Genomic DNA, 23271 nt, shown 5'->3' with positions numbered 1-23271 from the left:
GTTTCAGCCTCAGCCGGCGGCCCAGCCGCCGTCGATCACATGCGCCTGTCCGGTTGTAAAGGCGGATTCGTCGCTTGCCAGGTAGACCGCCAGCGCGGCCACCTCCTGCGGCGTGCCGATCCGGCCCATCGGCTGGCGGGCGATGAAATCGGCCTTGGCCTTTTCGTAGTCGCCGGTGGCGCGCAGCCTTTCGTGCAGCGAGGGGCTGTCCACCGTGCCCGGGCAGATCGCGTTGCAGCGGATGCCCCGGGTCACATATTCCAGCGCCACCGATTTGGTCAGCCCGATCACCGCCGCCTTGGTGGTGCCGTAGACGAAGCGGTTGGGCGCGGCCAGGATCGACGAGCAGACCGAGCTGATATTGACGATCGCGCCGCAGCCCTTGCCCAGCATGCCGGGCAGCGCCGCCTGGATGGCATGCATCTGCGCGCGCACGTTCAGGTTCACGGCAAAGTCGAACTCGTCATCCGTGGCCTCCAGGATGGAGCCCGAATGCACGACGCCCGCGCAGTTGACCAGCAGGTCCGGCGCCGCCTCGCGCACGGCCGCCTGAAGCGCCGCCTTGTCCGTGACATCCAGCGCAAAGGCATGCGCCGCGCCGATGCCTCCCAGCCAGCCGCCGTTCAGGTCGGTCGCCGTGACCTCGGCGCCCTCGGCCACGAATGCCTCGGCGATGGCGCGGCCGATCCCCTGGCCGGCAGCGGTGACGAAGGCGCGTTTTCCGATGAGGCGGCTCATTTCTGGATGTTCCCGGCGAGGTAGTCGACCATCTCGGGCACCATGCGGTCGCCCCAGCCCGCCTCGATCGCCTCGGCCAGGGTGTCCGCGGCGCAGGCCGACATCCGCGAGGCCGCGCCCAGTTCCTCGGCCATGCTGCGATAATAGCCTACGTCCTTGGCGGCGTTGTTCATCGAGAACGCGAGGTCGATCCTCTTCTCCGTGGCGAAGGCCTTGACGAAATCCATCATGCCCGAATGCAGCGGGCCGGCCGACATCACCTGATAAAGCTTTTCGCGCGGCACGCCGGCCTTGTCGCCCAGGGCGAAGGCCTCGGACATGGCGCAGGCGGTGGTCATGGCGAAGAAGTTGTTGATCAGCTTGATCGTGTGGCCGGTGCCCAGCTCGCCGAGGTGGAACACGTTCTCGCCCAGCGCGTCGAGCACCGGCTTGGCCCTGTCATAGGCCGCCTTGTCGCCCGAGCACATGATGTTCAGCTTGCCTTCCTTGGCATGCGCGGGCGTGCGGCCCAGCGGCGCGTCCAGATAGGTGGCGCCCTTGGCGGCCATATCGGCGCCGATCTTCTTGGTGGAGCCAGGCAGCGAGGTGCCGAAATCGATCACGATCGCGCCGTCCTTGAGGCCGGCCAGCACGCCGTCCTCGCCATAGACGCGGGACTCGACATGCGCGGAGGTGCCCATGCAGAACATCACGATGTCGGAGTTCTCCGCCACTTCACGCGCATTTGCGGCCTCGGTCGCGCCGCGGCCAAGCGCTGCCTCGATGCCGGTGCGGTCGCGGTGGCCCAGAACGGTTACGTCATAGCCCGCCTTTTGCATGCATTCCACCATGGCCGAGCCCATCAGGCCCAGGCCGATAAATCCGATTGTCGGTTTGCTCATGTCGTCAACTCCTTGTCAGGTATGAGGTAGTCGAGCCGGGGCAGGATCCGCGCGGCGTCGGGCGGCAGGCCGGTGTAGGCTTCGAAGGTGCGCAGCGCCATGTGCTTGAACAGCGCGAAGCCGGTGATCACCTGTGCGCCGGCCGCCTCCGCCGCCTGAACGAAGGCGGTCCGGGTGGGCGTATAGACGGCGTCGAAGGCCCATTGAGGCGCGCCGGACAGGGGGGTGGGAAAGGCCGAACCGGGATATTCGGCCATGCCCAGGGGCGTGGCGTTGACCAACCCGTCGCTGGCCGCGGCGATCTCGGCGGCCTGCGCGATGGGCACCGCGCGCGCCGCCGGGCCGATGCGCTGCGCCAGTTCCTCGGCCCTTTCGGGGCGGGCATCCCAGATCGCGATCTCGCGCGCGCCAAGCCGGGCCAGCGCCGGCCCGAGTGCGCGCGCCACGCCGCCGGCGCCCGCCATCGCCACGCGGCCGGGCAGGGCGGCCCCGCGCTCCGCCCGCCAGGCGGAGAGGAATCCGGTGTAGTCGGTGTTGAAGCCGCGCAGCGGCGGGCCGAAGGTGATGGTGTTGCACGCCCCCAGCCCGCGCAGCCCCGCGGCCATGGCGCCGTCCACCCAGTCGGCGGCCTGCGCCTTGTGCGGGTGGGTGACCGAGACGCCCTTCCAGCCCGCGGCGCGGCAGGCGGCCACGGTTTCCTCGAAATCGAACTCCGGCCGGTCGGCGGTGTCGATCAGCTCGAACGCGAAATCGAGCCCGCTTTCCTCGCACATCATGCGCAAAGCGGCGGGCAGGCGGGTGCGCCCGATATGCGCGCCGATCAGCCCCGCCCGCAATGCGCCCGGTGCCGCCATCACATCACCGCGCCGATCTGCCAGGGCACGAACTCGTAGTCGCCCAGGCCCTGCGCCTCGGACTTGCTCTTCTCGCCGCTGGCCATGCGCAGGAGCATCTCGTAGATCTCGCGCCCGACCTCCTCGACGCTGGCGCCCTCGGTCAGGATGCGGCCGGCGTTGACGTCCATGTCCTCGACCATGCGGTTGTACATCTCGGTGTTGGTGGCGATCTTCATCGAGGGTGAGGGCTTCGCCCCGAAGGCCGAGCCGCGCCCGGTGGTGAAGGCCACCAGGTTGCAGCCCGAGGCGATCTGGCCGGTGACCGAGGCCGGGTCGTAACCGGGGCTGTCCATGAAGGTGAAGCCGCGGGCGGTCACTGGCTCGGCATATTTGTAGACGCCGGTCAGCGGCGTGGTGCCGCCCTTGGCCGCCGCGCCCAGCGATTTTTCGAGGATGGTGGTCAGCCCGCCCTTCTTGTTGCCGGGGCTGGGGTTGTTGTCCATGCTGCCCAGGTTGCGGGCGGTGTAATCCTCCCACCAGTTGATCAGGCCGACCAGCTTGTCGCCGACATCCCGGTTGACCGCGCGGGCGGTCAGCAGGTGCTCGGCGCCGTAGATCTCGGGCGTTTCGGCCAGCACGCCGGTGCCGCCTTGCGCCACCAGCAGGTCGCAGGCATAGCCCAGCGCCGGGTTGGCGGTGATGCCCGACCACGCGTCCGACCCGCCGCATTGCAGCGCCACCATCAGCTCGGAGGCCGGGCATTCGGTGCGGGTGTTTTCGTTGACGATGGGCAGCATGGACTCGATCTTCTTGATGCCCAGCTCCACCGTCTTGCGGATGCCGCCCACGTCCTGGATGTTCATGGTCTGGAACAGCGGGCCGGGGGTCAGTCCGTAGGCCTCGATCAGCCAGTCGATCTGGTTCATCTCGCAGCCCAGGCCCGCCATCAGCACGCCGCCGACATTGGGGTTGCGGGCATAGCCCCACATCACGCGCTGCAGCGCCTCGAACCCGTCGCCGGAGCCGGCCATGCCGCAGCCCGTGCCATGCACGAAGGCGACCACGCCATCCACGTTGGGATAGGCGGCCAGCGCCTCGGGGGTGAAATGCGCCGCGATCATCCGCGCCGCCGTGGCCGAGCAGTTCACCGAGGTCAGCACCGCGATGTAGTTGCGCGTGCCGACCCGGCCGCTGTCGCGCCGGTAGCCCATGAAGGTGTCGGGCCTGGCCACCTTTTCGACCGGACGCAGGTTGGTCGAGAATTCGTAATCGTGGCTGACGTTGCGAAATTCGAGGTTGTGAGTGTGCACATGCTGGCCGGGCGCGATATCCGCGGCGGCATAGCCGATGAGCTGTGCGTATTTCAGCACCCGCCCGCCCTTGGCGATGAACTCGGTGGCCATCTTGTGGCCGCGCGGGATGGGCTGGGTGGCGCCCTCCTCGCCGGCGACGAGGGGGCGCACGGCGGTGACGACATTGTCGGCCGCGTCCAGCCGGATCGTGGCGGGGGAGGTCTGGGTTTGGGAGGTCATGTCTCGGGTCCTAATGAAAGGGATCGGGGGCGGGCCGTGCGGCCCGCCGCCCAGTTTACAGGAATAGCGACACGATCGGCGGCCAGATCAGCAGCACCGACAGCGCCAGCAGCTGGATGCCGATGAAGGGCATGAAGCCGCGGAAGATGTCGGTCAGCGAAATATGCGGCGGCGCCACGGATTTCAGGTAGAACGCGGCCGGTCCGAAGGGCGGCGACAGGAAGCTGACCTGCATGTTCATGGTGAACACGACGCCGAACCAGATCGCCACATGGCGCGGATCGAGATTGCCGAACACGCCCAGTTCCTCGACCGGCAGACGCAGCACGATCGGCAGGAACACCGGCATGACCAGCAGCACGATGCCGACCCAGTCCATGAAGGCGCCGAGGAACAGGAAGATCACCATCATGATCAGGATGATGCCCATGGTCGGCAGTTCCGCCCCGATGATCGTGTTGGCGATGTAGGTCGGCCCGCCCGCGATGGTGTAGGCACCGGCCAGCGCCGTGGCGCCGATCGTCACCCAGATGATCGTGCCGGTGGATTTCAGCGTGCGCTTGAGGCTTTCGAACAGCAGGTGGACGCTCATCTCGCCGCGGATGGCGGCGATCACGCCGACCGCGATCACGCCCATGCCGGCGGCCTCGGTGATGCCGGTGATGCCGCCGTAGATCGAGCCGAGCACGACGCCGATCACCACCAGCGGCGCCACCAGGCCCTTGCCCATGCTCCAGGACTGCGCCAGTCGCTCGCGGCCCGCCACGAAGAAGATCAGCGCCAGGGCCACCGCGGTGGCGACGCCGAACTTCACGACGTAATCGGCCGTGCCGAAGGCGATGGAATCGACCCCTTCGGCGGCCGTGTTCTGGCCGGTGACGGTCAGGAACACCGCGCGCAGGAAGAGCACGCTGCTGAAGCCCGCGATCAGGGTCAGCAGGAACGTACCGAAGAGCAGCCCCTTCTCGCGGCCTGCCGGCTCACCGGGCACGGGCTCGGGCAGGGGGGCATGCGAGGGGTTCAGTTGCGTGCGCAGGACGATGTAGATGATGAAGAACGATGCCAGCATGAAGCCGGGCAGGAAGCTGGCCGTGAACAGCGCCTTGATCGAGGTCTCGGTGATCAGGCCGTAGATGATCAGAACGATCGAGGGCGGGATCATGGTGCCCAGCGAGCCGGAGGCGCAGATCGTGCCGATGGCGAGGTTCTGGTTGTAGCCCAGCCGCAGCATCTGCGGCAGCGCGATCAGGCCCAGCAGGACCACCTCGCCGCCGATGATGCCTGACATGGCGGCCATGATCACCGCCATGATCGAGGTCACGATCGCGATCCCGCCGCGGGTGCGCGACAGCCACACGTTCAGCGAATTGTACATCTCGCTGGCGATGCCAGAGCGTTCCAGCAGGTTCGCCATGAAGATGAACAATGGGATGGAGATGAGGACATAGTCCGTCAGCAGCCCGTAGACCCGTTGCGCCAGGATGTTCAGCGGCCCCGTGCCGAAGGTTCCGAACAGCAGGTCGGGGCCGAATTTCATCACCAGCACGCCGACGGCGAGAATGGCCGAGGCGAAGCCCAGCGGCATGCCGATGGCCAGCAGAACGAGCATCGACACCAGCAGGATTGTCGAAATGGTTCCGATATCGAACATTGATCAGCCTTTCTCGACTTTGTGGGAATGTTCCTCGACGCTGTGGATGATGTCCTCCACCTCTTCTTCGTCGATGATGGCATGGTGTTCTGGCAGCTTGTTCCAGTCGGCGATCAGATTGAACACCGCCTGGATCGCCACCAGAAGGATGAGCAGCAGGATCATGGGTTTCAGCGTTGCCGGGATCGGCGGGTCGAAGGCGGTGCCGAAGGTTTCCCAGCGCAGGAACTTGGCATGCGCCTCGTTGTAGCTGCCGTAAACCATGGCCAGCGCGAAGACCACGATCAGCGCGGCCGAAATGATGTCGCACAGCCGTTGCAGCCAGCGGGGCATGACGTCGTAGAGCAGGTAGATGCGGATATGGCTGCGCTGCTGCATGGCGTAAAGCCCGGCCAGCAGGAAGATGAAGCCGGCCATCCACAGCGACAGTTCGTTGGCCCAGAGCGTCGGGCGCTCGAACACATAGCGCACGATGACCTCGTAGGTCATGACCGCGACGAGGACCACGATCAGCATCATGGTCGCGCGGCCGAGGAAAAGGCTGACCCGGTCGAAGGGCGTCTCGACAACTCCCTCGCCGATGGTCGTGTCGGCCTTGACGATACCCACGACAAGCGTGGCGATCGCGCCGAAAAGCATCAGGAAATCCAGCGCGTCCGCCGGCGGGTTCTGCGATGCGATGGCATCGTTCGCCCAGCCGAGCAGGACGATGAACTGCGGGAAGTACCACATCAGATACCCGAGGCAGATGATGAAGGCGGTTGGCCAGATGATGTCCTTGACGGACTCGGACCTGTGCATGGTGGGCCCTTTCTCAAACTCGGTGCAGGGAAGGATGGGCAGCCCCCCGGCCGGGGGGCTGCCCTGTTCGAATGCCGTTGAGGCGTTACTAGTTCATCAGACCCAGCTGGGTCATGAAGGCGATGTGGCTGTCGACCAGGGCGCGGGCCTCGGGGGTCTTGTCCGCCCAGGTCTGCCAGGCCTTCTGGGCCGCAGCGCGGAAGGAGGCGCGATCCTCTTCGGACCAGTCATGCAGGGTGACGCCTTCGGCGCGCAGCTTGGCGGCGGCCTCGTTGTTGGCCACTTCGAAGGTCAGCGCGATCTGGAACGACAGCTTCTGCATCGCGGTGTCGATGATGCGCTTCTGCTGCTCGCTCAGGCTTTCCCACTTGTCCAGGCGGCAGGCCAGGTGGTCCGACGGCATCGAGTGGAAGCCGGGATAGGTGGCGTGCTTGACCAGGTCATAGAGGCCGAGGCCGACGTTGTTGGCCAGGCCCGAGGCATCGGTGCCGTCGATGATGCCGGTTTCCAGCGCGGTGAAGATCTCGGTGAAATCCATCACGATCGGCTTGGCGCCCAGTTCGGCGAAGATCTCGGTCTCCAGGCCCGGGGGCGAACGGAACTTGAAATCCACCAGGTCGGCGGGGCCGGCGATCGGCTTGGAGGAGGACAGCGATTCCTGGCCGTAGATCCACCAGCCGACCAGCTTCATGTTGAACTGGTTGTAGAGCGAATCCGCCGCTTCGAAGCCGCCGTTGTAGAGCCAGGCGTATTGCTGCCAGGGCGTGTCGTAGCCGCCCATGATGTCGCCCACGAACTGGAAGGCGGGGTTCTTGCCGGTCTGGTAGGCGCCGCCGGTCATGTCGCAGTCGAGAATCCCGTTGGCCGCGGCGTCGAAGGTCTCCACCGTTTTGACGACCGAGGACGAGTAGAACATCTCGATGTCGATATCGCCGCCGGACATGGTCTCCACGTCGTCGACGAATTGCGCGGCCAGTTTGCCCGAGACCGTTTCCGGCGCGTAATGAGTCTGGATTCGCAGCGTTTCCGCGGTTGCGGGCACGGCGATGGCGGCGGCCATGGCAGCCGACATCAGCAAGGTCTTGCAGGTCATAGTCTTCCTCCCTTTGAACAAGGCACAAAAATGTGCTTGGGGTCGGCGCCACCCTTGGTGTTTTGGGGATGGTATACCGAACGCCCGGGCAGGCTAACCAAGTCAATCTCGACAATCAACGATTTTTGGTATACCAAAATTTATCAAGGGACCTATATCCAAGGATCGAGGATGGCTGATAAGGTGCGTTGGGTAACGGATTGAACAAAGACGAGAAAATGAGCACTCATACGCTTCCTGAGCAAATTGCGAATTCTCTGCGCCGCGACATCCTGTTGGGGAAACTCGCGCCAGGGACCAGCATCAAGGAACGCGACAACGCGGCCGAGCTGGGTGTCAGCCGCACGCCGATGCGCGAGGCCATCCGAATCCTTGCCAAGGAGGGGCTCGTCATCCTGCGCCCCTCGCGCAGCCCGGTGGTCGCCGATCCCTCGCTCAAGGAGGTGACCGACGACCTCGCGGTGATGAGCGCGCTGGAGGTGCTTTCGGGCAAGCTGGCCTGCGCCAACGCCACGGCCGAGGAACTGGACCGGATCGCGGCCCTCCAGGACAAGATGCTGGAGATATCGGGCGACGCGAATTCTCTGGATTTCTTCGAAACCGACATGGCCTTTCACCGCGCGATCGCCGAGGCCTCGCACAACCCCGCGCTGGCTGAGACCCACGGCGCCTATATCGCGCGGCTGTGGCGCACCCGTTACCTGTCGGCCAGCCAGCGCAGCGACCGCGCGCGCGCGCTGCATCAGCATGGCGAGATCGTGCGCGGCCTGAAGGCGCGCGACACCGAGTTCGTGGCGCGCGAGATCGAAAGCCACGTCCAACACATCCTGATCAATATCTCGGACCTGTTCGAGGAGCGCGACGCCCGTCGGGCGGGCCGGATACCGGATTCCACCAACATATCTGACATCTGACAAAGGGAGAGCGGATGAAACTCTTGCGTTTCGGGCCTGAGGGCCAGGAAAAACCGGGCATTCTCGACGACCGCGGTGCGGTGCGCGACCTGTCGGGGCGGGTCGGCGATTTCAGCGGCGAGGGGGTCTCGCTGGAGGCGCTCGACGCGCTGCGCCAGATCGCCATCGACGATCTGCCGGTGGTCGAGAACCCCGGCCGGCTGGGCAGCTGCCTGGCCGATGTGCCGAACTTCTACTGCATCGGCCTGAACTACGCCAAGCATGCCGCCGAGACCGGCGCCGAGCCGCCGAAAGAGCCGATCATCTTCTCCAAGGCGACCTCGGCCCTGTCCGGGCCGTTCGATCCGGTGGTGATCCCGCGCGGCTCGGAGAAGAGCGACTGGGAGGTCGAGCTGGGCGTGGTGATCGGGCGCGAGTGCTCTTACGTCTCCGAGGCCGACGCGCTGAGCTATGTGGCGGGCTATTGCACCATCAACGACGTCTCCGAGCGCGCCTTCCAGATCGAGCGCGGCGGCCAGTGGATCAAGGGCAAATCGGCCCCCACCTTCGGCCCCACCGGCCCCTATCTGGTGACCGCCGACGAGGTCGCCGACCCGCAGAACCTGAACCTGCGCCTCAGCCTGAACGGCCAGGTGATGCAGGATTCGAACACCTCGGACATGATCTTCGGCGTGGCCGAGATCATCTCCTACATGTCGCAGTTCATGATGCTGCGCCCGGGCGACATCATCGCCACCGGCACGCCCTCGGGCGTGGGCATGGGGCTGAAGCCGCAGCGTTTCCTGCGGCCCGGCGACGTCATGGAGATCGAGGTCGAGGGCCTCGGCGCGCAGCGGCAGGAAGCCGTCGCCGCCAGCTGAGCGGAATTGGCACGCCCGTCACTCAGGTGACGGGCGTGACCAGCGCCTCTTCGGCGAAGAAGGCGGCGAGATTGGCGCGCTGCAACTCGCCCATCGCCTTGCGGGTCTCGATCGTGCCCGAGCCCTGGTGCGGTTGCAGCACCACGTTGTCCAGCTTCAGGAAGCGCGGGTCGATGTTCGGCTCGTTGTGGAACACGTCGAGGCCCGCGCCGCGGATCGCGCCGCTTTCCAGCGCGTCCAGCAGTGCCGCCTCGTCGATGGTCGAGCCGCGCGAGATGTTGACGATCACCCCGTCCGGGCCCAGCGCCTCGATCACCTCCCGGGACACATAACCGGTGGTCTCGGCCCCGCCGACCAGCGCCACGAACAGGTCGTCGACGGCGCGCGCCAGCGACACCGGGTCGGCGTGGTAGGTCCAGCCCGCGGGCGTGTCCTTGGGTGTGCGGGAGTGATAGTGGATCTCCATCTTGAAGGCGGCCAGCCGGTCGGCGATCTCGCGCCCGATGCGGCCCAGCCCCACGATGCCCGCGCGACGGCCGCTGGCCTTGCGGTTCAGCGGAAGTTCGCCCTGTTTCGGCCAGGCGCCGGAGCGCACCCAGTCCGACCCCTCGATCAGCCTGCGCGACTGCGCCAGCAGCATCGCCACGGCCAGGTCGGCCACGTCGTCGTTCAGAACGTTGGGCGTGTTGCTGACCCGGATGCCGCGGGCGCGGGCCGCGGCGACGTCGATCGCGTCGAAGCCGACGCCGTAATTGGCGATCATGCCGAGGCCGGGCAGCAGGTCCATCTGCGCCGCGCCCAGCGGCGCGTGGCCCTTGAACGCGATCGCCCGGACCGCGCGGCGCCGCGCCTCGGGCAGTGCCGTCAGCGCCTCGGGGCTGTCCACGGCGTGCACCGTGTAGGCGGCCTGCATCGCCGCGATGTCCCAGTCGAAATAGCTTCCGATCGCAATCAGCTCGGGGCCGGCCATGATCGTCTCTCCCTGTCCATTGCTCCGCGGTCGAGTGGCGCGGCGGCGGCTCTGCGGCCGGCTTTCGCCCTCGACCGGCCCGTTATCGTCGCTGAACCGCCGTCGCGCAAGACGGGCCGGGGAGGGTGCGGTCAGCCGACGCGCTCGCGCCGCAGGGTGGGGGCCTGCGTTGCGGCATGGGCGGCGATGTCCTCCAGCGGGGCGAACCAGACGTCCCCCAGCGCGACATAGCGTTCGAGATGCCTTTCCAACTCGCGCCAGCGCGCCAGCCGCCCGGTCAGGAAGGGATGCAGCACCGGCATCCAGAACCCGCCCGCCTCATGGGCGGCGTCGAATTCCTCGGTGAAGGCGCGGATGCCGTCGCTGGGCGCGCGCACCGGCATGAGGTAGTCGATCTCGCCGAAATGGGCAAAGGGCGGCCAGTCGTCGGTGCCCCAATGTGGCGGGATCTCGATCAGGCTGCCGGCGGGCGTTTCGACCAGATAGGGCAGGTCGTCGGCCATCATCGAGCTGTCGTAGAGGAAGCCATGCGCGATCAGCCGATCGACCATCCTGGGCGTCAGGCTGTAGACCGGCGCGCGGTAACCGCGCGGCTTGCGCCCGGTCATTCGCACATGCACCTCCAGCGCGCGTTCGAACAGCTCCGCCTCGCGGTCGTCGGAATGCTCCATCGGGTCCTCGTGGCACCAGGAATGATGCCCGATCTCGTGCCCGCCCTCGAGGATCGCCTCCACCGTCGCGGGATAGGTCTGCATCACCCAGCCGGGCATGAAGAAGGTCTGGCGCAGCCCCAGCCGCCGGTAGGTCTCAAGGATGCGCGGCACCGCGACCGTGGGCCCGTAGCGCCCCATCGAGACCGGCTGGAGCCGCAGCTCGGCGTCCTCGGGGCGGGCGGTGCGGATCAGCGAGTCGGCGTCGATATCGAACGTCACCGCCGCCGCGCAGCGCTTCCCCTCGGGCCAGTCGATCGGGTGCAGGAACATGGGTTACTCCTTAATGGGCGTGACAGGGCGGCCGCCAGCGGGCCGGAGGGCGGGCGCGGCCGTCATGCCGCGCGGACCGCGAACAGGGCGGTCAGGTCGTTGCGCAGGCGTTCTTCGATGTCCTTCTGGGTGCAGTCGTCGGACGAGATGAACTGGATGAAACGGGCGTTCTCAAGATGGAACAGCGCCTTGCCCAGATGCACGGCGTTCACGCTTTCGGGAATCTTTCCGGCCGCCTGCAGCGCCTCGATCCGGCGCACCAGCACGAAGGCGAGCTGCTGGTCGAGCTTGAAATAGGCCTTGGTCAACTGGGTGCCCGCGCTGGTCGTCACCGCCGCGATCACCTGGCGCCAGATCTCCTTGTCGAGATTCGCGATGGCATGGTCCAGGATGTGCCGGGCGAACTGGATCGTCAGTTCGATCAGGTCATCCTCGTCGCGCGACAACGAGTCTTCCAGCCGCTCGATCAGCTGCTTGTCGCTTTCGATCACCAGCGCCAGAAGCACGCCGGCCTTGGTGCCGTAATAGTTGTGCACCGTGACCCCCGATACGCCCGCGGCCTCGGCGATGCCTTCGATCGTGGTCTTTTCGTATCCGTGCTTTCTGAAAAGGGTTTTTGCCGACGACACGATGCGGTTTCGCCGGTCTTCCTTCTGGCGTGCTCGAAGGGTGGTCACGGAGGTCTCCCAACTGCTGCTGCCCGGGGCTTGGCGGGCGGAATGAGGGAACTTTAGCGCAGCATAAATTTTTATTGAATAAAAAATTTTATCCGATACGATTTTTTGGGAAACGACAAAGCCAAGCAAACCAAACAGTGAGGTAAGACCATGCGCCCATGTCTGAACATCGCCGCTGCGGCGGCCATCGCGGTGGGGGGCGGCGCGGGCGCTGTTTCCGCCGAAACCGTCAATGTCGGGGTCTGCGTGTCCTGGCCCGGATACGCGATGCTGGAAGTCGCGCGCCAGAAGGACCTGCTCCCGGATCATGACCTGAACATCACCATCTTCGAAGACCCGCTGGGCGGCCATTCGGCGCTGGCGGCCGGGCAGATCGACGTCTACGGCTGCACCGCGGATTACACGCCGCTGATCGTGGATCGCGGCACCGACGTGGTGAACGTGGCGTTCCTCAACCCGTCCTACGGCGTCGATCATGTGATCCTGGCCCCCGAGGTGGACACCGCGGACCTGGCCGGCAAGAAGGTCGCCGCGCCGCAGGCCTATATCGGCCACCTGCTGATGGGCATCTGGCTGGATTCGGTGGGCATTTCCCCGGGCCAGGTCGAATGGGTGAACCTGAACGCCGACGAGGCCGTGGGGCCGATGCTGTCGGGCGATCTGTCGGCGGCCTACATGTACGAGCCCTGGATCTCCAAGGTGCTGGAGGCCAGCCCCGGCGCGAAAAGCGTCGTGAACACCGGCAACCCGGAGGTGCTGAAGACCGGCATCTTCATGGACGCCCTCTACATGAACAAGAACTTCATCGAAGAGAAGCGCGACGTGGCGCTCGCCGTGCTCAAGGCGCGCTGGGAGGGGCTGGGCTACTGGAACCAGCACACCGAGGAGACCAACAAGCTGATGGCCGATTTCCTGCAATGGCCGGAAGAGGACATCGGCTACGTCATCGGCACCAACGGCAAGAGCTTCGAGGGTGGCATCTACATGATGGACTTCGATGAATCGGCCCGTCTGTGCGGCGTGCTGGAGGGCGACGGTCCGTTCGGGATGGCCAATGGCTCGATGGTGGACTCGATCGCGCTGACCAACGAGTGGTGGGTCAAGCTGGGCCTGATGGACAAGACCGTCGATGCCGCCAAGGGCGTGGATTGCAGCCTGATGGGCGACCTCGTGGCCTCGGGCTACCGCCAGTCGCTTGCGGCACATTGAACAGGGGCAGGGGGCGCGGCGCATCGCGCCCCCTGGCCGTCTACGTCACGGAGTATGGTCCTTGTCCCCTGACAGTCGTTCCAAGCGGTTTTTTCAGCTCAGGCATCCGGTGGGGAGGCGGCAGCGCTTTCTTTCCGCTATCGGGATCTGGGTGGTGTTTTTCGCCATTTGGGTCTTTGCCACTTCCACCGGCATGGTGAATGAGCTGCTGGTGCCCGCACCGCAAAAGGTGTTCGCCACCACCTACCAGCTGTTCATCGAGCGCGGGTTCACCGGCGACGTGCTGATCTCGATCGGCAGGGTGCTGGGGGCCTTCGCCATGGCCTGCGCCGTCGCGGTGCCGCTGGGGGTGCTGATGGGCAGCTTCCCGGCGGTCGAGGCGATCTTCGCCCCCTTCGTGTCGGCCTGGCGCTACCTGCCGGCGCCGTCCTTCATCCCGATCCTGCTGATGTGGTTCGGCACCGGCGAGGCGCCGAAACTGGCGCTGCTGTTCATCGGGGTGATCTTCTTCCTGATCACGCTGATCATGGACCACACCAAGAACGTCCGCGAAGAGCTGGTGGAAACCGCGCTGACGCTGGGCGCGGGCCGCTCGACCGTGGTGATGAAGGTCGTGTTCCCGGCGGTGCTGCCCGATATCGTGGTCGCCATGCGGCAGATGCTGGCCATGGCCTGGACCTATCTCGTCATCGCCGAGATCGTGGCCTCCACCACCGGCATCGGCGCGATGATGATGCGCGCGCGGCGCTTCCTGAAAACCGACGAAATCCTGTCCGGCATCATCGTGATCGGCGCGCTGGGGCTGCTGTTCGACCTCGCGTTCGCGGCGCTGCACCGCTGGATGTTCCCCTATCTGAGGAAAAAGCGCTGATGGACCGCGACAGCATTCTCGAAATCCGAAATGTCTCCAAGACCTTCGACCTGGGCGGGGGGCGCGAGCTGCTGGCGGTGCAGGACATCACGTTCAATGTCGAGCGCAACTCGATCTGCGTGCTGCTCGGCCCCTCGGGCTGCGGCAAGTCCACCGTGCTGCGGATGATGGCGGGGCTTGAGACGCCCAGCGCGGGCGAGGTGGTGATCGGCGGCCACGCCGTCGACGGCCCCGGCCGCGACCGCGGCATGGTGTTCCAGGCCTATACCTCCTTCGACTGGCTGTCGGTGCGCCGCAACGTCGAATTCGGCATGAAGATCAACGGCGTGCCCGCCGGCGAACGGCGCGAGCGCGCGGCGCATTTCATCAACCTCGTGGGCCTGGGCAAATTCGCCGATGCCTACCCCTCGCAGCTGTCGGGCGGGATGCGCCAGCGGGTCGCGATCGCGCGGACGCTGGCCAACGATCCCGAGGTGCTGCTGATGGACGAGCCCTTCGGCGCGCTCGACGCCGAGACGCGCTGGCTGATGCAGGAGCTGATGATCGACGTCGCGGAAAAGACCAGCACCACCATGGTCATCGTGACCCACGACCTGGAGGAGGCGATCTTTCTTGCCGACAAGATCATCTTTCTCTCCAGTCATCCCGGCCGCCTGAAGGAGGAGATCATCCCGGCCTTCAAGGGAGGCCGGCGCATCGCCGACAAGGAGCGGGTGGTCAAGCTCGACGGTTATGGAGAGCTGGAGGCCCGCCTCATGCGCCTGATGCGCGAAGAGGGGCGGCACGCCGAATGAGCATGGGCAAGAGCGGGGGACCGACGGCATGAGCGTGACATTCGATTTCACCGGCAAATCGGTCCTGGTGACAGGCGCCAGCAGCGGCATCGGTTTCGGCGTGGCGATGGGCTTCGCCCGGGCCGGCGCCGAGTTGACGATCCTGTCCTCGACCGACGCCATCTTCGAGGCGGCGAAGCGGATGCCGGGCAGGGTCACGCCGATCCGGTGCGACATCTCCGACGCCGCGATGGTGACCGAGCGGCTGCGCGGGATCGAGCGCGTGGACGTGCTGGTCAACAACGCCGGGCTGGAGCGTCCGACGCCGCTGACCGGAGATCATCCGGCCGGCAACGAGACCTTCGAGCGGATCGTCGCGATCAACATCACCGGCACCCAGAACGTGACCGACACGCTGATCGGCCGCATCCCGGAGGGCGGGCGGATCATCCTGACCGCCTCGATCTGGGCGCGCACGGCGGTGCCGGGCTTTTCGGCCTATGTGGCGACCAAACACGCCAATCTCGGCCTGATGCGCGCCTGGGCGCAGGAACTGGGCCCGCGCGGGATCCGCGTCAACGCGGTCTGCCCGGGCTGGGTCAAGACCGGCCCGGCGATGAATTCGCTGCGCGAACTGGCGCGCAGCAGCGGCCGCAGCGAGGAGGAGGTCGCGCGCGAGATCATGTCGGCCCAGGCCATCGACGGGCTGATGGAGCCCGCCGACATGGCCGATATCTACATGTTCCTGGCCAGCAGCGGCGGCGCGAACATCACCGGCCAGGCGATCAACGTCGACCGCGGCGAGGTGATGTCATGAATCTTTCGGGCAAGGTGGCCGTGGTCACCGGCGGGAGCCGCGGGATCGGGCGGGCGATCGCGCTGGCGCTGGCCGGGCAGGGGGCGCGGGTGGCGATCTGCCACCATGCCGACCCGGCGGCGGCGGCGACGCTGGCGGAAATCAAGGCCCTGTCCGACGGCATCGCCGTCGATGCCGATGTCTCGGACGAGGCGCAGGTCGAGGCGCTGTTCGATGCGGCCAACGCGCAGTTGGGCGCGGTGGAGATCCTGGTCAACAACGCCGGGATCCTGCGCGAAAGCCCGCTGGCCGAGACCGAGGCGGCTGATTTTGACCGGGTGATCGCGGTCAACCTGCGCGGCACCTTCCTGGCCGCGCGCGAATTCGTCCGGCGCGGCGGCGCGGGCCGCATCATCAACATCGCCAGCGACCTCGGCCTTCTGGGCCGCGAGCACATGGTGGCCTACACCGCCTCCAAGGGCGGGATCATCAGCCTGACCCGGACGCTGGCGCGCGAACTGGCGCCGCATGTTCTGGTCAACGCCATCGCCCCCGGCTCGGTCGAGACCGACATGACCAGCCCCGGCAGCATGAGCCCCGAACAGCTGGCCAAGGATATGGACACCCCCCTTGCGCGCTTCGGCCAGCCCGAGGAGATCGCCGCGATGGCGCTTTTCCTCGCCGGCCCCGACAGCCGCTTCATCACCGGTCAATGCTTCGGCGTGAACGGTGGCAGCGTGATGCACTGACAAAGGACTCAGACATGAGCAGCGATCCGTTCTTTCATCCCGTCTCCGGCTTCGACCTGCCGCGCTACGCCGGCGTGCCCACCTTCATGCGCCTGCCGCATGTCGATCTCGACAACCCGCGGCTGAAGGATGTGCAGGTCGGCCTGATCGGCACGCCCTGGGACAGCGGCACCACCAACCGCCCCGGCCCTCGGCACGGCCCGCGCCAGCTGCGCGACATGTCCACCATGATCCGTGCCCAGAACGGCGCGACGGGGGTGCGCCCGTTCGAGATGGTGAACTGCGCCGATCTCGGCGACGTGGCGCCCAACCCCGCCGACCTTCACGACAGCATGGGGCGGATCACCGCCTTCTACGAAAAGGTGCGGGCGGCGGGTATCGTGCCGCTGACGGCGGGCGGCGACCACCTGTGCTCGTTGCCGATCCTGCGTGCCCTGGGCAAGCCCGAGCCGTTGGGCATGATCCATTTCGACAGCCACACCGACCTGTTCGAGAGCTATTTCGGCGGCACGAAATACACGCACGGGACCCCTTTCCGGCGCGCCATCGAGGAGGGGCTGCTGGACCCCAGGCGCGTCGTCCAGATCGGGATCCGCGGCACCACCTATGACAGCGAGGACCGCGACTTCGCCGACAGCGTGGGGGTGCGCGTGATCGCGATCGAGGAATTCCACGCCCGCGGCCCCGAGGATGTCATGGCCGAGGCGAAGGAGATCGTCGGCACCCGCCCGACCTATGTCTCCTACGACATCGACTTCATCGATCCGGCCTTCGCGCCGGGCACCGGCACCCCCGAGGTCGGCGGGCCGAGCTCGTTCCAGGCGCTTGTGGTGGCGCGTCTGCTGGCGGGGGTGAACATCGCCGGCGCCGATCTGGTGGAGGTCTCGCCGCCCTTCGACAGTTCCGGGGGGACGGCCTTCCTCGGCGTGTCGGTGATGTTCGAGATGCTGTGCAACATCGCGGGCGGGCTGACGCAGAAATAGCCGCGCGCCGCCGCGACGGACCGGCAAGGAAAAAGGGGGGCCGGATGGCCCCCCCGATTTCTCAGCCCAGCGGCGAGAAGGCGGCGGGCTGGAGAAAGACGCTCTCCTGGTAATCGAGGTAGGGCAGGATCTTGGGCACGAAGCTCTGCCATTCGGCGTCGGCGCCCAGCTTGGCGCGCTGCGCGCTGCGGTGGCCGTAGTCGTCATAGGCCCAGATGAACACGACGGAATTGAGCGGGCCGCTGTCGGTCACCCAGCAGCCGATCAGCTTGGCGTATCTGGTGATGATGTGCAGACCCTCGGCCTGGTAAAGCTTGAGGAATTCCGGGGCCTTGCCCGCGGTGATGCGATAGGTGCGTTTTTCGTAGATCATGGTTTTCCCGTTCATTCGTCGCTGCGCGCCCGTGGTGCGCCTGCAAAAAGGCTAGTCGCTATCCTCGCGGGAATGCAATAGATAAGTCATCAGGTGACGACAAGGTGTCCCCCTCAATGACAGTCGAACCGAGGAACATGCCTTGGCGTCATGGGGGGATTGGGCTAAGCCAAGCAGCGGCCGGAAAAGGGGTGAAGGCGTGAAGGCGAAATCCGATGCATTGCGGGAAAAGGGGCGCCAGGCGGGTCGCGCCAAGAAAGAGCCGGCGGCCAGCGGCGCGGCGCGGCTGCCGCATGCCGAACGGCGGGCCCAGATCCTCGAGACGGCTTCGGATTTCTTCGCCGAGAACGGGCTGACGGGACAGACGCGGCGCCTGGCCGATGCCTGCGGCGTGTCGCAGCGCCTGCTCTACCGCTTCTTTCCGACCAAGGAGGACCTGCTGGCCGAGGTCTACCGGCAGGAGATCCTCGGCGCGTTCAAGGCCAGCTGGTTCGTCGATCTGCAGGACCGCAGCGTGCCGGTCGAGACCCGTTTCAGACGCTTTTACGTCGATTATCTCGAGACAACCTTGACGCGCAAATGGCTGCGCCTGTTCCTCTATGCGTCGCTGTCGGACGCGTCGATGGCGCCCGACTACATCGCCAGCATCGTGACCCAACTGCTGGAGGTGCTGATGCGCGAGGCGGCGCATGAGCTGGGCGTCACCCTGCCCAAGGAGCGCTCGGCCACGCATGAGATGGCCTGGACGCTGCACGGCTCGATCTCGCACTACGCAATCCGGCGCCACATCTACAAGGCCAGCTGGCGCATCCCCGAAGACAAGGTCGTGGCGATGCATGTGCGCATGTTCCTGTCGGGCTTCGCCCCGATGGTTGAGGCCTATAACGAGGATCTCTCCTGAGGCCCTGCGTGCCCCCGCGCGGTTGCCTTTCTGCACAGGGAATCCGCACTTCCGAGGTTGGCGTGCCGCAGGTGCGTCCTGTTGGCGAAATTTTCTTGCGAAAATAAGTCGTCAATTGACGACAAAGAATTCACGCACTAACGTCGATTCTCAGGGGCCGTCTGGCCTCTCGGCAGGGATGGTTTCTCGCGGTGCGCCGTTGCGGCGGCGGCGGGGCCCGACAGATGAACAGGGGAACAACACATGTCACGACTCATCAAATCGCATATCGGCCGGCGGGACTTTCTGCGGACCTCCGCCGCGGCGGGCGCGGTCGCGCTGGCGGCTCCGGCGCGCATCGCAGGCGCCCAGGGCGCCCAGGCGATCAACATGCATGCCTGGTCGGCCGCGGTCGACACCGTGCAGAGCCACATCAACGCCTTCACCGACGCCACCGGCATTGCGGTCAACTACGGCAACTCGCCCTGGGCGCAATACCGTGAGGGCATGGTCACCAAATTCGTCGGCGGCGCGCCGCTGGACATGATGTGGGTGTCGGACGCCTGGCTGCCCGAATGGGCCGAGGCCGGCTGGATCTCGCCGATCGACGATTTCGACTTCCTCACCGCCTACAACGCCGAGGCCGAGGATTTCTGCACCGACTCGATGACCTATAACGGCCGGCAGTATGGCCTGACCTATTACACCGACTTCATGGCCTTCCTCTATGACGAGCAGAAGCTGAAGGAGGCCGGCTTCGACGCGCCGCCCGCGACCTGGGACGAGGTGGTCGAGCAGTCGCTGGTGATGAAGGAGAAGGGCATCTCGGAATACCCGATGATGCTGGCCATGGCGCAGGAAAGCTGGCTGATCGAATTCATGTCGTCGCTGGTCTATTCGCATGGCGGCCGCTTCACCGACGATGCCGGCAAGTCGATCATGCAGCACGACAAGGACGGCGCGATCGAAGCCCTGCAATGGGTCGTGGACGCGGTGAACAAGCACGGCATCGTGTCGCCCGCCTGCGTCGAGACCGGCGAACTGTCGGGCCTGAAGGCCTTCGCCTCGGGCAACCACGCCTTCGCGATGGTCGCGAAATACCGCCTGCGCATGCTGAACGACCCGGCGCAGTCGCAGATCGCCGGCCACGTCAAGCAGGCGCTGATGCCCAAGGGCGCCAACGGCGACCACAACACCGTGGGCTGGATGCGCTTCCACGGCATGGCCACCCAGTCGGCCCAGGACAAGCAGCGCGCGGAGAACGCCGCCAAGCTGATCGAATGGTTCGGCGGCAAGGCCAACGGCGAGTATAAGTTCCAGAAACTGCTGTTCATGGACATCGGCGCGGGCTTCGGCGTGAAGCCGCTGTTCGACGATCCCGAGATCCGCGACGCCTATGGCAAATACGGCGACGTCGACATCATCAAGGCCCAGCAGGCGCTGGCCCTGAAGAAGGACGTGGTCACGCCCTGGTTCGGCGAATGGAGCGAGACCAACGGCTCTGCCTGGCAGGCGGCGATCCTCGGCAACAGCGACGTCGCCTCTGCGATCGGCAAATCTGCCGCGCTCTGGGATGAGCTGAAAGACAGCTACTGAGGCTGACGGACAAACCGCCCCGGCGCAGGGTCAACAGCCCTGCGCCGGGTGCTTTCGAGGGGGCCCGCGCAGCGGGCAGAGGCAGGACCAGAGACGTGACTGATGTCGTAAACCCACCATCGGGCAGGGGGCGGATGCGCCGCCTGTTCGGCTACGAAGAACGCAGCGCCGCGCTGTTCCTGGCGCCGGTGATGGCGGTGCTCATGGGGGTCGCGGTGTTCCCGATCCTCTACTCGCTCTATCTCAGCTTCTTCCGCATCAAGCTGACGCGCCCGAACCGCACGCCCTTCGTGTGGTTCGACAATTACACCGACCTGTTCACGAACGACCTGTTCTGGGTGTCGGTGGCGCGCACCGTGACATTCTCGGTGGTGTCGGTGTCGGCGATTGCGGTGATCGCGCTGCTGGTCGCGCTGCTGCTGAACCAGGATTTCCGCGGCCGGCGGATCCTGTCCACCATCCTGCTGGTGCCCTGGGCCATTCCCTATGTCGCCAACGCCTTGATGTGGAAATGGATCTACGATTCCGGCTATGGCGCGCTGAACGGCATCCTCTACCAGATGGATTTCATTGACAAATACATGATCTGGCTGGGCGATCAGGAAAAGACGATCTTCCTCATCGCCAACGCCTTCGTGTGGAAGGAGGTGCCGCTGGCCACCATCCTGCTGCTGGTGTCGCTGAAATCCATCCCCTCGGATCTCTACCAGGCCGCGCGCGTCGATGGCGCGAGCGTCTGGCAGCGCTTCGTCCATGTCACGCTGCCCGCGATGAAGCCCGGCTTCATGCTGGTGATGATCTACGAGACGATGATGGCGATCCGGCATTTCGACCTGTTCTTCATCCTCACCGAGGGCGGGCCGGGTGACGCCAGCCATGTGCTGTCCTGGCACATCTATGTGGAGACGTTCCGCAACCTCTCCTTCGGCAGCGGCGCGGCCATGTCCTATGTGCTGGCTCTGGTCACCTTCGCGCTGTCCTACACCTTCATCCGCACCCTTGGCCGGAAGGTTTGAGCATGTCCGACAAAACCCTGACCCAACCCGGTGGGATCGACTACCGCCGCCGCCAGCGCCTGGCGCGGCTGGCCCAGACCCTGGTGATCCTCGCCGGCGCGATCGTGCTGACGATCTATGTGCTGGCGCCGGTGACCTGGCTGGTCTCCTCGTCCTTCCAGACCGAGGCCGAGATCGTCTCGGTCCCGCCGCACTGGATCCCCGACGAGCCGACTCTGCAAAACTTCGAGGCGATCTTCAGCGCCACCGAGGAGGAGGAGATCACCTACGAGACCCGCAGCGGGCAGGACCCGGCCTCGGGTGGGTTCATCCCCTCGACGGCCAAGAACCTGCTGCCGGCGATGTGGAACAGCTTCCTCGTCGCGACGCTCGTGGTGATCCTCAACCTGCTGGTGGGCGTGCCCGCGGCCTATGCGCTGGCCAAGATCCGGTTCTGGGGGCGCGATGCCTCGGTCTATTTCATCCTGATCACGCGGGTGATCCCGGACATCGCGCTGGTGGTGCCGTTCTTCCTGGTGATCAAGAACCTCGGGATGCTCGACACCATCGGTTCGCTTGTGCTGACCTACCTGGCGGTGACCGTGCCGTTCTCGGTGTTCATCCTGGTCCAGTATTTCGAGGGCCTGCCGGATGAGCTGGACAAGGCCGCGCGCGTCGATGGCTGCTCGCGCTTCCAGGCGCTGGTGCGGGTGTTCCTGCCGCTGTCGCTGCCCTCGCTGGTGGCGGTGGTGCTGTTCACCTTCCTGACCAGCTGGAACGAGTTCCTGCTGGCCCTGATGTTCACCCAGACCGAGGCCTCGCAGACGCTGCCCATCGTGCTGGCCGCCTTCACCTCGGATTTCACCATCAGTTTCTCGTTCATCAACGCCGCCGGCGTGCTGGCCATCGTGCCGCCCGTCATCGTCGCCGTGATCTTCGAGCGCTACATCGTTTCCGGCCTCACCGCCGGCGCCGTCAAAGGCTAGGAAAGGAAAGACCCCGTGGCTCGTATCCGTTTCGAGAACGTCGAGAAGAAATACGCCAACGGCTTCCATGCCGTGAAGGATCTCAATCTCGACATCCAGGACAAGGAGTTCCTGGTTCTGCTGGGGCCCTCGGGCTGCGGCAAGTCGACCACGCTGAACATGATCGCCGGCCTCGAAGAGGTCAGCGACGGGCGGCTGATGTTCGACGACATGCTGGTCAACTACACCCCGCCGCACAAGCGCGACGTGGCCATGGTGTTCCAGAGCTACGCGCTCTACCCGCACAAGACGGTCTATGACAACATCGCCTTCGGGTTGCAGATGCGCAAAGCCCCGCGCGACGAGATCGACCGCCGGGTGCGCGACGCCGCCCAGAAGCTGGAGATCGCGCATCTGCTGGACCGGCGCCCGTCGCAGCTGTCGGGCGGCCAGCGCCAGCGCGTGGCGCTGGGGCGCGCGATGGTGCGCGAGCCTTCGGTGTTCCTGATGGACGAGCCGCTGTCGAACCTCGACGCCGCGCTGCGGATCTCCATGCGCGCCGAGATCAAGGAACTGCATCAGGCGATGCAGACGACCTTCGTCTACGTCACCCACGACCAGGCCGAGGCGCTGACGCTGGCGGACCGCATCGTGGTGATGCGCGACGGCGTGGTGCAGCAGGTGGGCAGCCCCGACGACATCTACGAGCGGCCCCAGAACACCTTCGTCGCCTCCTTCCTGGGCAACCCGCCGATCAACTACATCGACGGCACGATCGAGGTCACCGACAGCTCCACCGCGCGCTTTGTGCGTGGCGATCTGGCGCTGACCCTGACCGAGGCGACGGCGCGCAAGCTGGCCGATTGCAACGGCCGCGAGGTGCGCCTGGGCATCCGGGCCGAGGACGTGGACGAGACCGCGCAGGGCGGCGAGGGCTCGGTCATCCGGGGCAAGGTGAACTCGGTCCTGCCGGTGGGCTCGGACCAGTTCCTCGGCTTCGACTTCTACGGCGAGGAGCTGTTCTTCCGCGTCGGCAAGGATCTCAGCCACAGGCTCGGCGATGACGTGGCGCTTTCGGTCGATCTGAACCGGCTGCACGTCTTCGACAAGGACAGCGGCAAGACCCTGATCTGGTAACGGAGCCC

24 protein-coding genes are annotated in these 23271 nt (G+C 65.9%); 13 read left to right on the top strand and 11 right to left on the bottom strand.

The genetic code is table 11. The features are described 5' to 3' along the window. Positions 1-9: 9 nt before the first annotated feature. From KCI33_RS03390 to KCI33_RS03360, 7 genes are all read right to left on the bottom strand, one after another. Entirely contained in the window at positions 10-738 is a 729-nt protein-coding gene (locus tag KCI33_RS03390) for an SDR family oxidoreductase (protein ID WP_212523341.1), read from the bottom strand. Beyond that, positions 735-1619, bottom strand: coding sequence for an NAD(P)-dependent oxidoreductase (locus KCI33_RS03385; protein ID WP_212523340.1), 885 nt, complete (start codon positions 1617-1619; stop codon positions 735-737). The genes KCI33_RS03390 and KCI33_RS03385 overlap by 4 nt, the downstream gene beginning before the upstream one ends. Continuing rightward, a complete protein-coding gene (locus tag KCI33_RS03380; RefSeq protein WP_212523339.1) occupies positions 1616-2473 on the bottom strand; it encodes an NAD(P)-binding domain-containing protein in 858 nt (285 codons plus the stop codon). The genes KCI33_RS03385 and KCI33_RS03380 overlap by 4 nt, the downstream gene beginning before the upstream one ends. Continuing rightward, complete coding sequence (locus KCI33_RS03375; protein ID WP_212523338.1) at positions 2473-3987, bottom strand: altronate dehydratase family protein; 1515 nt, start codon at positions 3985-3987, stop codon at positions 2473-2475. The genes KCI33_RS03380 and KCI33_RS03375 overlap by 1 nt, the downstream gene beginning before the upstream one ends. A 55-nt stretch (positions 3988-4042) precedes the next feature. Then, on the bottom strand, positions 4043-5638 hold the full coding sequence (locus KCI33_RS03370) for a TRAP transporter large permease subunit (protein WP_212523337.1): 1596 nt from the start codon (positions 5636-5638) through the stop codon (positions 4043-4045). A 3-nt stretch (positions 5639-5641) separates the two neighbouring features. Then, entirely contained in the window at positions 5642-6439 is a 798-nt protein-coding gene (locus tag KCI33_RS03365; RefSeq protein ID WP_212523336.1) for a TRAP transporter small permease, read from the bottom strand. Positions 6440-6527: 88 nt separating this feature from the next. Beyond that, positions 6528-7532, bottom strand: a complete 1005-nt coding sequence (locus tag KCI33_RS03360) for a TRAP transporter substrate-binding protein (protein ID WP_212523335.1) — start codon at positions 7530-7532, stop codon at positions 6528-6530. Positions 7533-7750: 218 nt separating this feature from the next. Between KCI33_RS03360 and KCI33_RS03355 the strand changes: the two genes are divergently transcribed. Beyond that, positions 7751-8446, top strand: coding sequence for a GntR family transcriptional regulator (locus KCI33_RS03355; RefSeq protein ID WP_212523334.1), 696 nt, complete (start codon positions 7751-7753; stop codon positions 8444-8446). Between the two features lie 14 nt (positions 8447-8460). Beyond that, entirely contained in the window at positions 8461-9306 is an 846-nt protein-coding gene (locus KCI33_RS03350; RefSeq protein ID WP_212523333.1) for a fumarylacetoacetate hydrolase family protein, read from the top strand. Positions 9307-9328: 22 nt separating this feature from the next. On the opposite strand, the gene KCI33_RS03345 is transcribed toward KCI33_RS03350, so the two are convergent. The 3 genes from KCI33_RS03345 to KCI33_RS03335 form a co-directional block, all read right to left on the bottom strand. Then, the gene (locus KCI33_RS03345; protein WP_212523332.1) at positions 9329-10276 is read right to left on the bottom strand and encodes a 2-hydroxyacid dehydrogenase; all 948 of its coding nucleotides are present in this window, start codon (positions 10274-10276) and stop codon (positions 9329-9331) included. Between the two features lie 131 nt (positions 10277-10407). Beyond that, positions 10408-11259, bottom strand: a complete 852-nt coding sequence (locus KCI33_RS03340) for a polysaccharide deacetylase (RefSeq protein ID WP_212523331.1) — start codon at positions 11257-11259, stop codon at positions 10408-10410. 62 nt (positions 11260-11321) lie between these two features. After that, positions 11322-11936 (bottom strand): TetR/AcrR family transcriptional regulator, encoded by a 615-nt coding sequence (locus tag KCI33_RS03335; protein WP_212523330.1) that lies wholly within the window; start codon positions 11934-11936, stop codon positions 11322-11324. A 150-nt stretch (positions 11937-12086) separates the two neighbouring features. Here KCI33_RS03335 and KCI33_RS03330 point away from each other — a divergent pair, with 150 nt between their 5' ends. From KCI33_RS03330 to speB, 6 genes are all read left to right on the top strand, one after another. After that, entirely contained in the window at positions 12087-13145 is a 1059-nt protein-coding gene (locus KCI33_RS03330) for an ABC transporter substrate-binding protein (protein WP_212523329.1), read from the top strand. 154 nt (positions 13146-13299) lie between these two features. Beyond that, positions 13300-14016 (top strand): ABC transporter permease, encoded by a 717-nt coding sequence (locus tag KCI33_RS03325; protein WP_349252170.1) that lies wholly within the window; start codon positions 13300-13302, stop codon positions 14014-14016. Beyond that, positions 14016-14810 carry an ABC transporter ATP-binding protein gene (locus KCI33_RS03320; protein WP_212523327.1) on the top strand — a complete coding sequence of 265 codons (795 nt, stop codon included), beginning with the start codon at positions 14016-14018 and terminating at the stop codon, positions 14808-14810. Before KCI33_RS03325 ends, KCI33_RS03320 begins: the two co-directional genes overlap by 1 nt. Before the next feature lie 28 nt (positions 14811-14838). After that, a complete protein-coding gene (locus KCI33_RS03315; protein WP_212523326.1) occupies positions 14839-15606 on the top strand; it encodes an SDR family oxidoreductase in 768 nt (255 codons plus the stop codon). After that, positions 15603-16334: a 3-oxoacyl-ACP reductase family protein gene (locus KCI33_RS03310; RefSeq protein ID WP_212523325.1), complete on the top strand. Its 732-nt coding sequence runs from the start codon at positions 15603-15605 to the stop codon at positions 16332-16334. Before KCI33_RS03315 ends, KCI33_RS03310 begins: the two co-directional genes overlap by 4 nt. Positions 16335-16348: 14 nt before the next feature. Continuing rightward, the gene (gene speB, locus KCI33_RS03305) at positions 16349-17317 is read left to right on the top strand and encodes an agmatinase (protein WP_212523324.1); all 969 of its coding nucleotides are present in this window, start codon (positions 16349-16351) and stop codon (positions 17315-17317) included. Positions 17318-17378: 61 nt separating this feature from the next. Here the strand turns inward: speB and KCI33_RS03300 are convergent, their stop codons facing one another. Beyond that, entirely contained in the window at positions 17379-17705 is a 327-nt protein-coding gene (locus tag KCI33_RS03300) for an NIPSNAP family protein (protein WP_212523323.1), read from the bottom strand. 184 nt (positions 17706-17889) lie between these two features. Here KCI33_RS03300 and KCI33_RS03295 point away from each other — a divergent pair, with 184 nt between their 5' ends. The 5 genes from KCI33_RS03295 (at position 17890) to KCI33_RS03275 (ending at position 23263) form a co-directional block, all read left to right on the top strand. After that, complete coding sequence (locus KCI33_RS03295; protein WP_212523322.1) at positions 17890-18591, top strand: TetR/AcrR family transcriptional regulator; 702 nt, start codon at positions 17890-17892, stop codon at positions 18589-18591. Between the two features lie 243 nt (positions 18592-18834). Further along, on the top strand, positions 18835-20166 hold the full coding sequence (locus tag KCI33_RS03290; RefSeq protein WP_212523321.1) for an extracellular solute-binding protein: 1332 nt from the start codon (positions 18835-18837) through the stop codon (positions 20164-20166). Positions 20167-20261: 95 nt separating this feature from the next. After that, entirely contained in the window at positions 20262-21182 is a 921-nt protein-coding gene (locus KCI33_RS03285; RefSeq protein ID WP_212523320.1) for a sugar ABC transporter permease, read from the top strand. A gap of 2 nt (positions 21183-21184) precedes the next feature. Further along, positions 21185-22147: a carbohydrate ABC transporter permease gene (locus KCI33_RS03280; RefSeq protein WP_212523319.1), complete on the top strand. Its 963-nt coding sequence runs from the start codon at positions 21185-21187 to the stop codon at positions 22145-22147. Positions 22148-22162: 15 nt separating this feature from the next. Beyond that, a complete protein-coding gene (locus tag KCI33_RS03275; protein WP_212523318.1) occupies positions 22163-23263 on the top strand; it encodes an ABC transporter ATP-binding protein in 1101 nt (366 codons plus the stop codon). Positions 23264-23271 lie beyond the last annotated feature (8 nt).

It is taken from the genome of Actibacterium sp. MT2.3-13A, assembly GCF_018139985.1.
Classification (GTDB): Bacteria; Pseudomonadota; Alphaproteobacteria; order Rhodobacterales; family Rhodobacteraceae; genus JAGSOU01.
This window is presented reverse-complemented; position numbering and strand designations above follow the sequence as displayed.

What these genes read in the sequence shown, in the direction of transcription:
- KCI33_RS03390 (WP_212523341.1), bottom strand. Translation starts at nt 738, where the DNA reads ATGAGCCGCCTCATCGGAAAACGCGCCTTCGTCACCGCTGCCGGCCAG.
- KCI33_RS03385 (WP_212523340.1), bottom strand. Translation starts at nt 1,619, where the DNA reads ATGAGCAAACCGACAATCGGATTTATCGGCCTGGGCCTGATGGGCTCG.
- KCI33_RS03380 (WP_212523339.1), bottom strand. Translation starts at nt 2,473, where the DNA reads ATGGCGGCACCGGGCGCATTGCGGGCGGGGCTGATCGGCGCGCATATC.
- KCI33_RS03375 (WP_212523338.1), bottom strand. Translation starts at nt 3,987, where the DNA reads ATGACCTCCCAAACCCAGACCTCCCCCGCCACGATCCGGCTGGACGCG.
- KCI33_RS03370 (WP_212523337.1), bottom strand. Translation starts at nt 5,638, where the DNA reads ATGTTCGATATCGGAACCATTTCGACAATCCTGCTGGTGTCGATGCTC.
- KCI33_RS03365 (WP_212523336.1), bottom strand. Translation starts at nt 6,439, where the DNA reads ATGCACAGGTCCGAGTCCGTCAAGGACATCATCTGGCCAACCGCCTTC.
- KCI33_RS03360 (WP_212523335.1), bottom strand. Translation starts at nt 7,532, where the DNA reads ATGACCTGCAAGACCTTGCTGATGTCGGCTGCCATGGCCGCCGCCATC.
- KCI33_RS03355 (WP_212523334.1), top strand. Translation starts at nt 7,751, where the DNA reads ATGAGCACTCATACGCTTCCTGAGCAAATTGCGAATTCTCTGCGCCGC.
- KCI33_RS03350 (WP_212523333.1), top strand. Translation starts at nt 8,461, where the DNA reads ATGAAACTCTTGCGTTTCGGGCCTGAGGGCCAGGAAAAACCGGGCATT.
- KCI33_RS03345 (WP_212523332.1), bottom strand. Translation starts at nt 10,276, where the DNA reads ATGGCCGGCCCCGAGCTGATTGCGATCGGAAGCTATTTCGACTGGGAC.
- KCI33_RS03340 (WP_212523331.1), bottom strand. Translation starts at nt 11,259, where the DNA reads ATGTTCCTGCACCCGATCGACTGGCCCGAGGGGAAGCGCTGCGCGGCG.
- KCI33_RS03330 (WP_212523329.1), top strand. Translation starts at nt 12,087, where the DNA reads ATGCGCCCATGTCTGAACATCGCCGCTGCGGCGGCCATCGCGGTGGGG.
- KCI33_RS03320 (WP_212523327.1), top strand. Translation starts at nt 14,016, where the DNA reads ATGGACCGCGACAGCATTCTCGAAATCCGAAATGTCTCCAAGACCTTC.
- KCI33_RS03315 (WP_212523326.1), top strand. Translation starts at nt 14,839, where the DNA reads ATGAGCGTGACATTCGATTTCACCGGCAAATCGGTCCTGGTGACAGGC.
- KCI33_RS03310 (WP_212523325.1), top strand. Translation starts at nt 15,603, where the DNA reads ATGAATCTTTCGGGCAAGGTGGCCGTGGTCACCGGCGGGAGCCGCGGG.
- speB (WP_212523324.1), top strand. Translation starts at nt 16,349, where the DNA reads ATGAGCAGCGATCCGTTCTTTCATCCCGTCTCCGGCTTCGACCTGCCG.
- KCI33_RS03300 (WP_212523323.1), bottom strand. Translation starts at nt 17,705, where the DNA reads ATGAACGGGAAAACCATGATCTACGAAAAACGCACCTATCGCATCACC.
- KCI33_RS03290 (WP_212523321.1), top strand. Translation starts at nt 18,835, where the DNA reads ATGTCACGACTCATCAAATCGCATATCGGCCGGCGGGACTTTCTGCGG.
- KCI33_RS03280 (WP_212523319.1), top strand. Translation starts at nt 21,185, where the DNA reads ATGTCCGACAAAACCCTGACCCAACCCGGTGGGATCGACTACCGCCGC.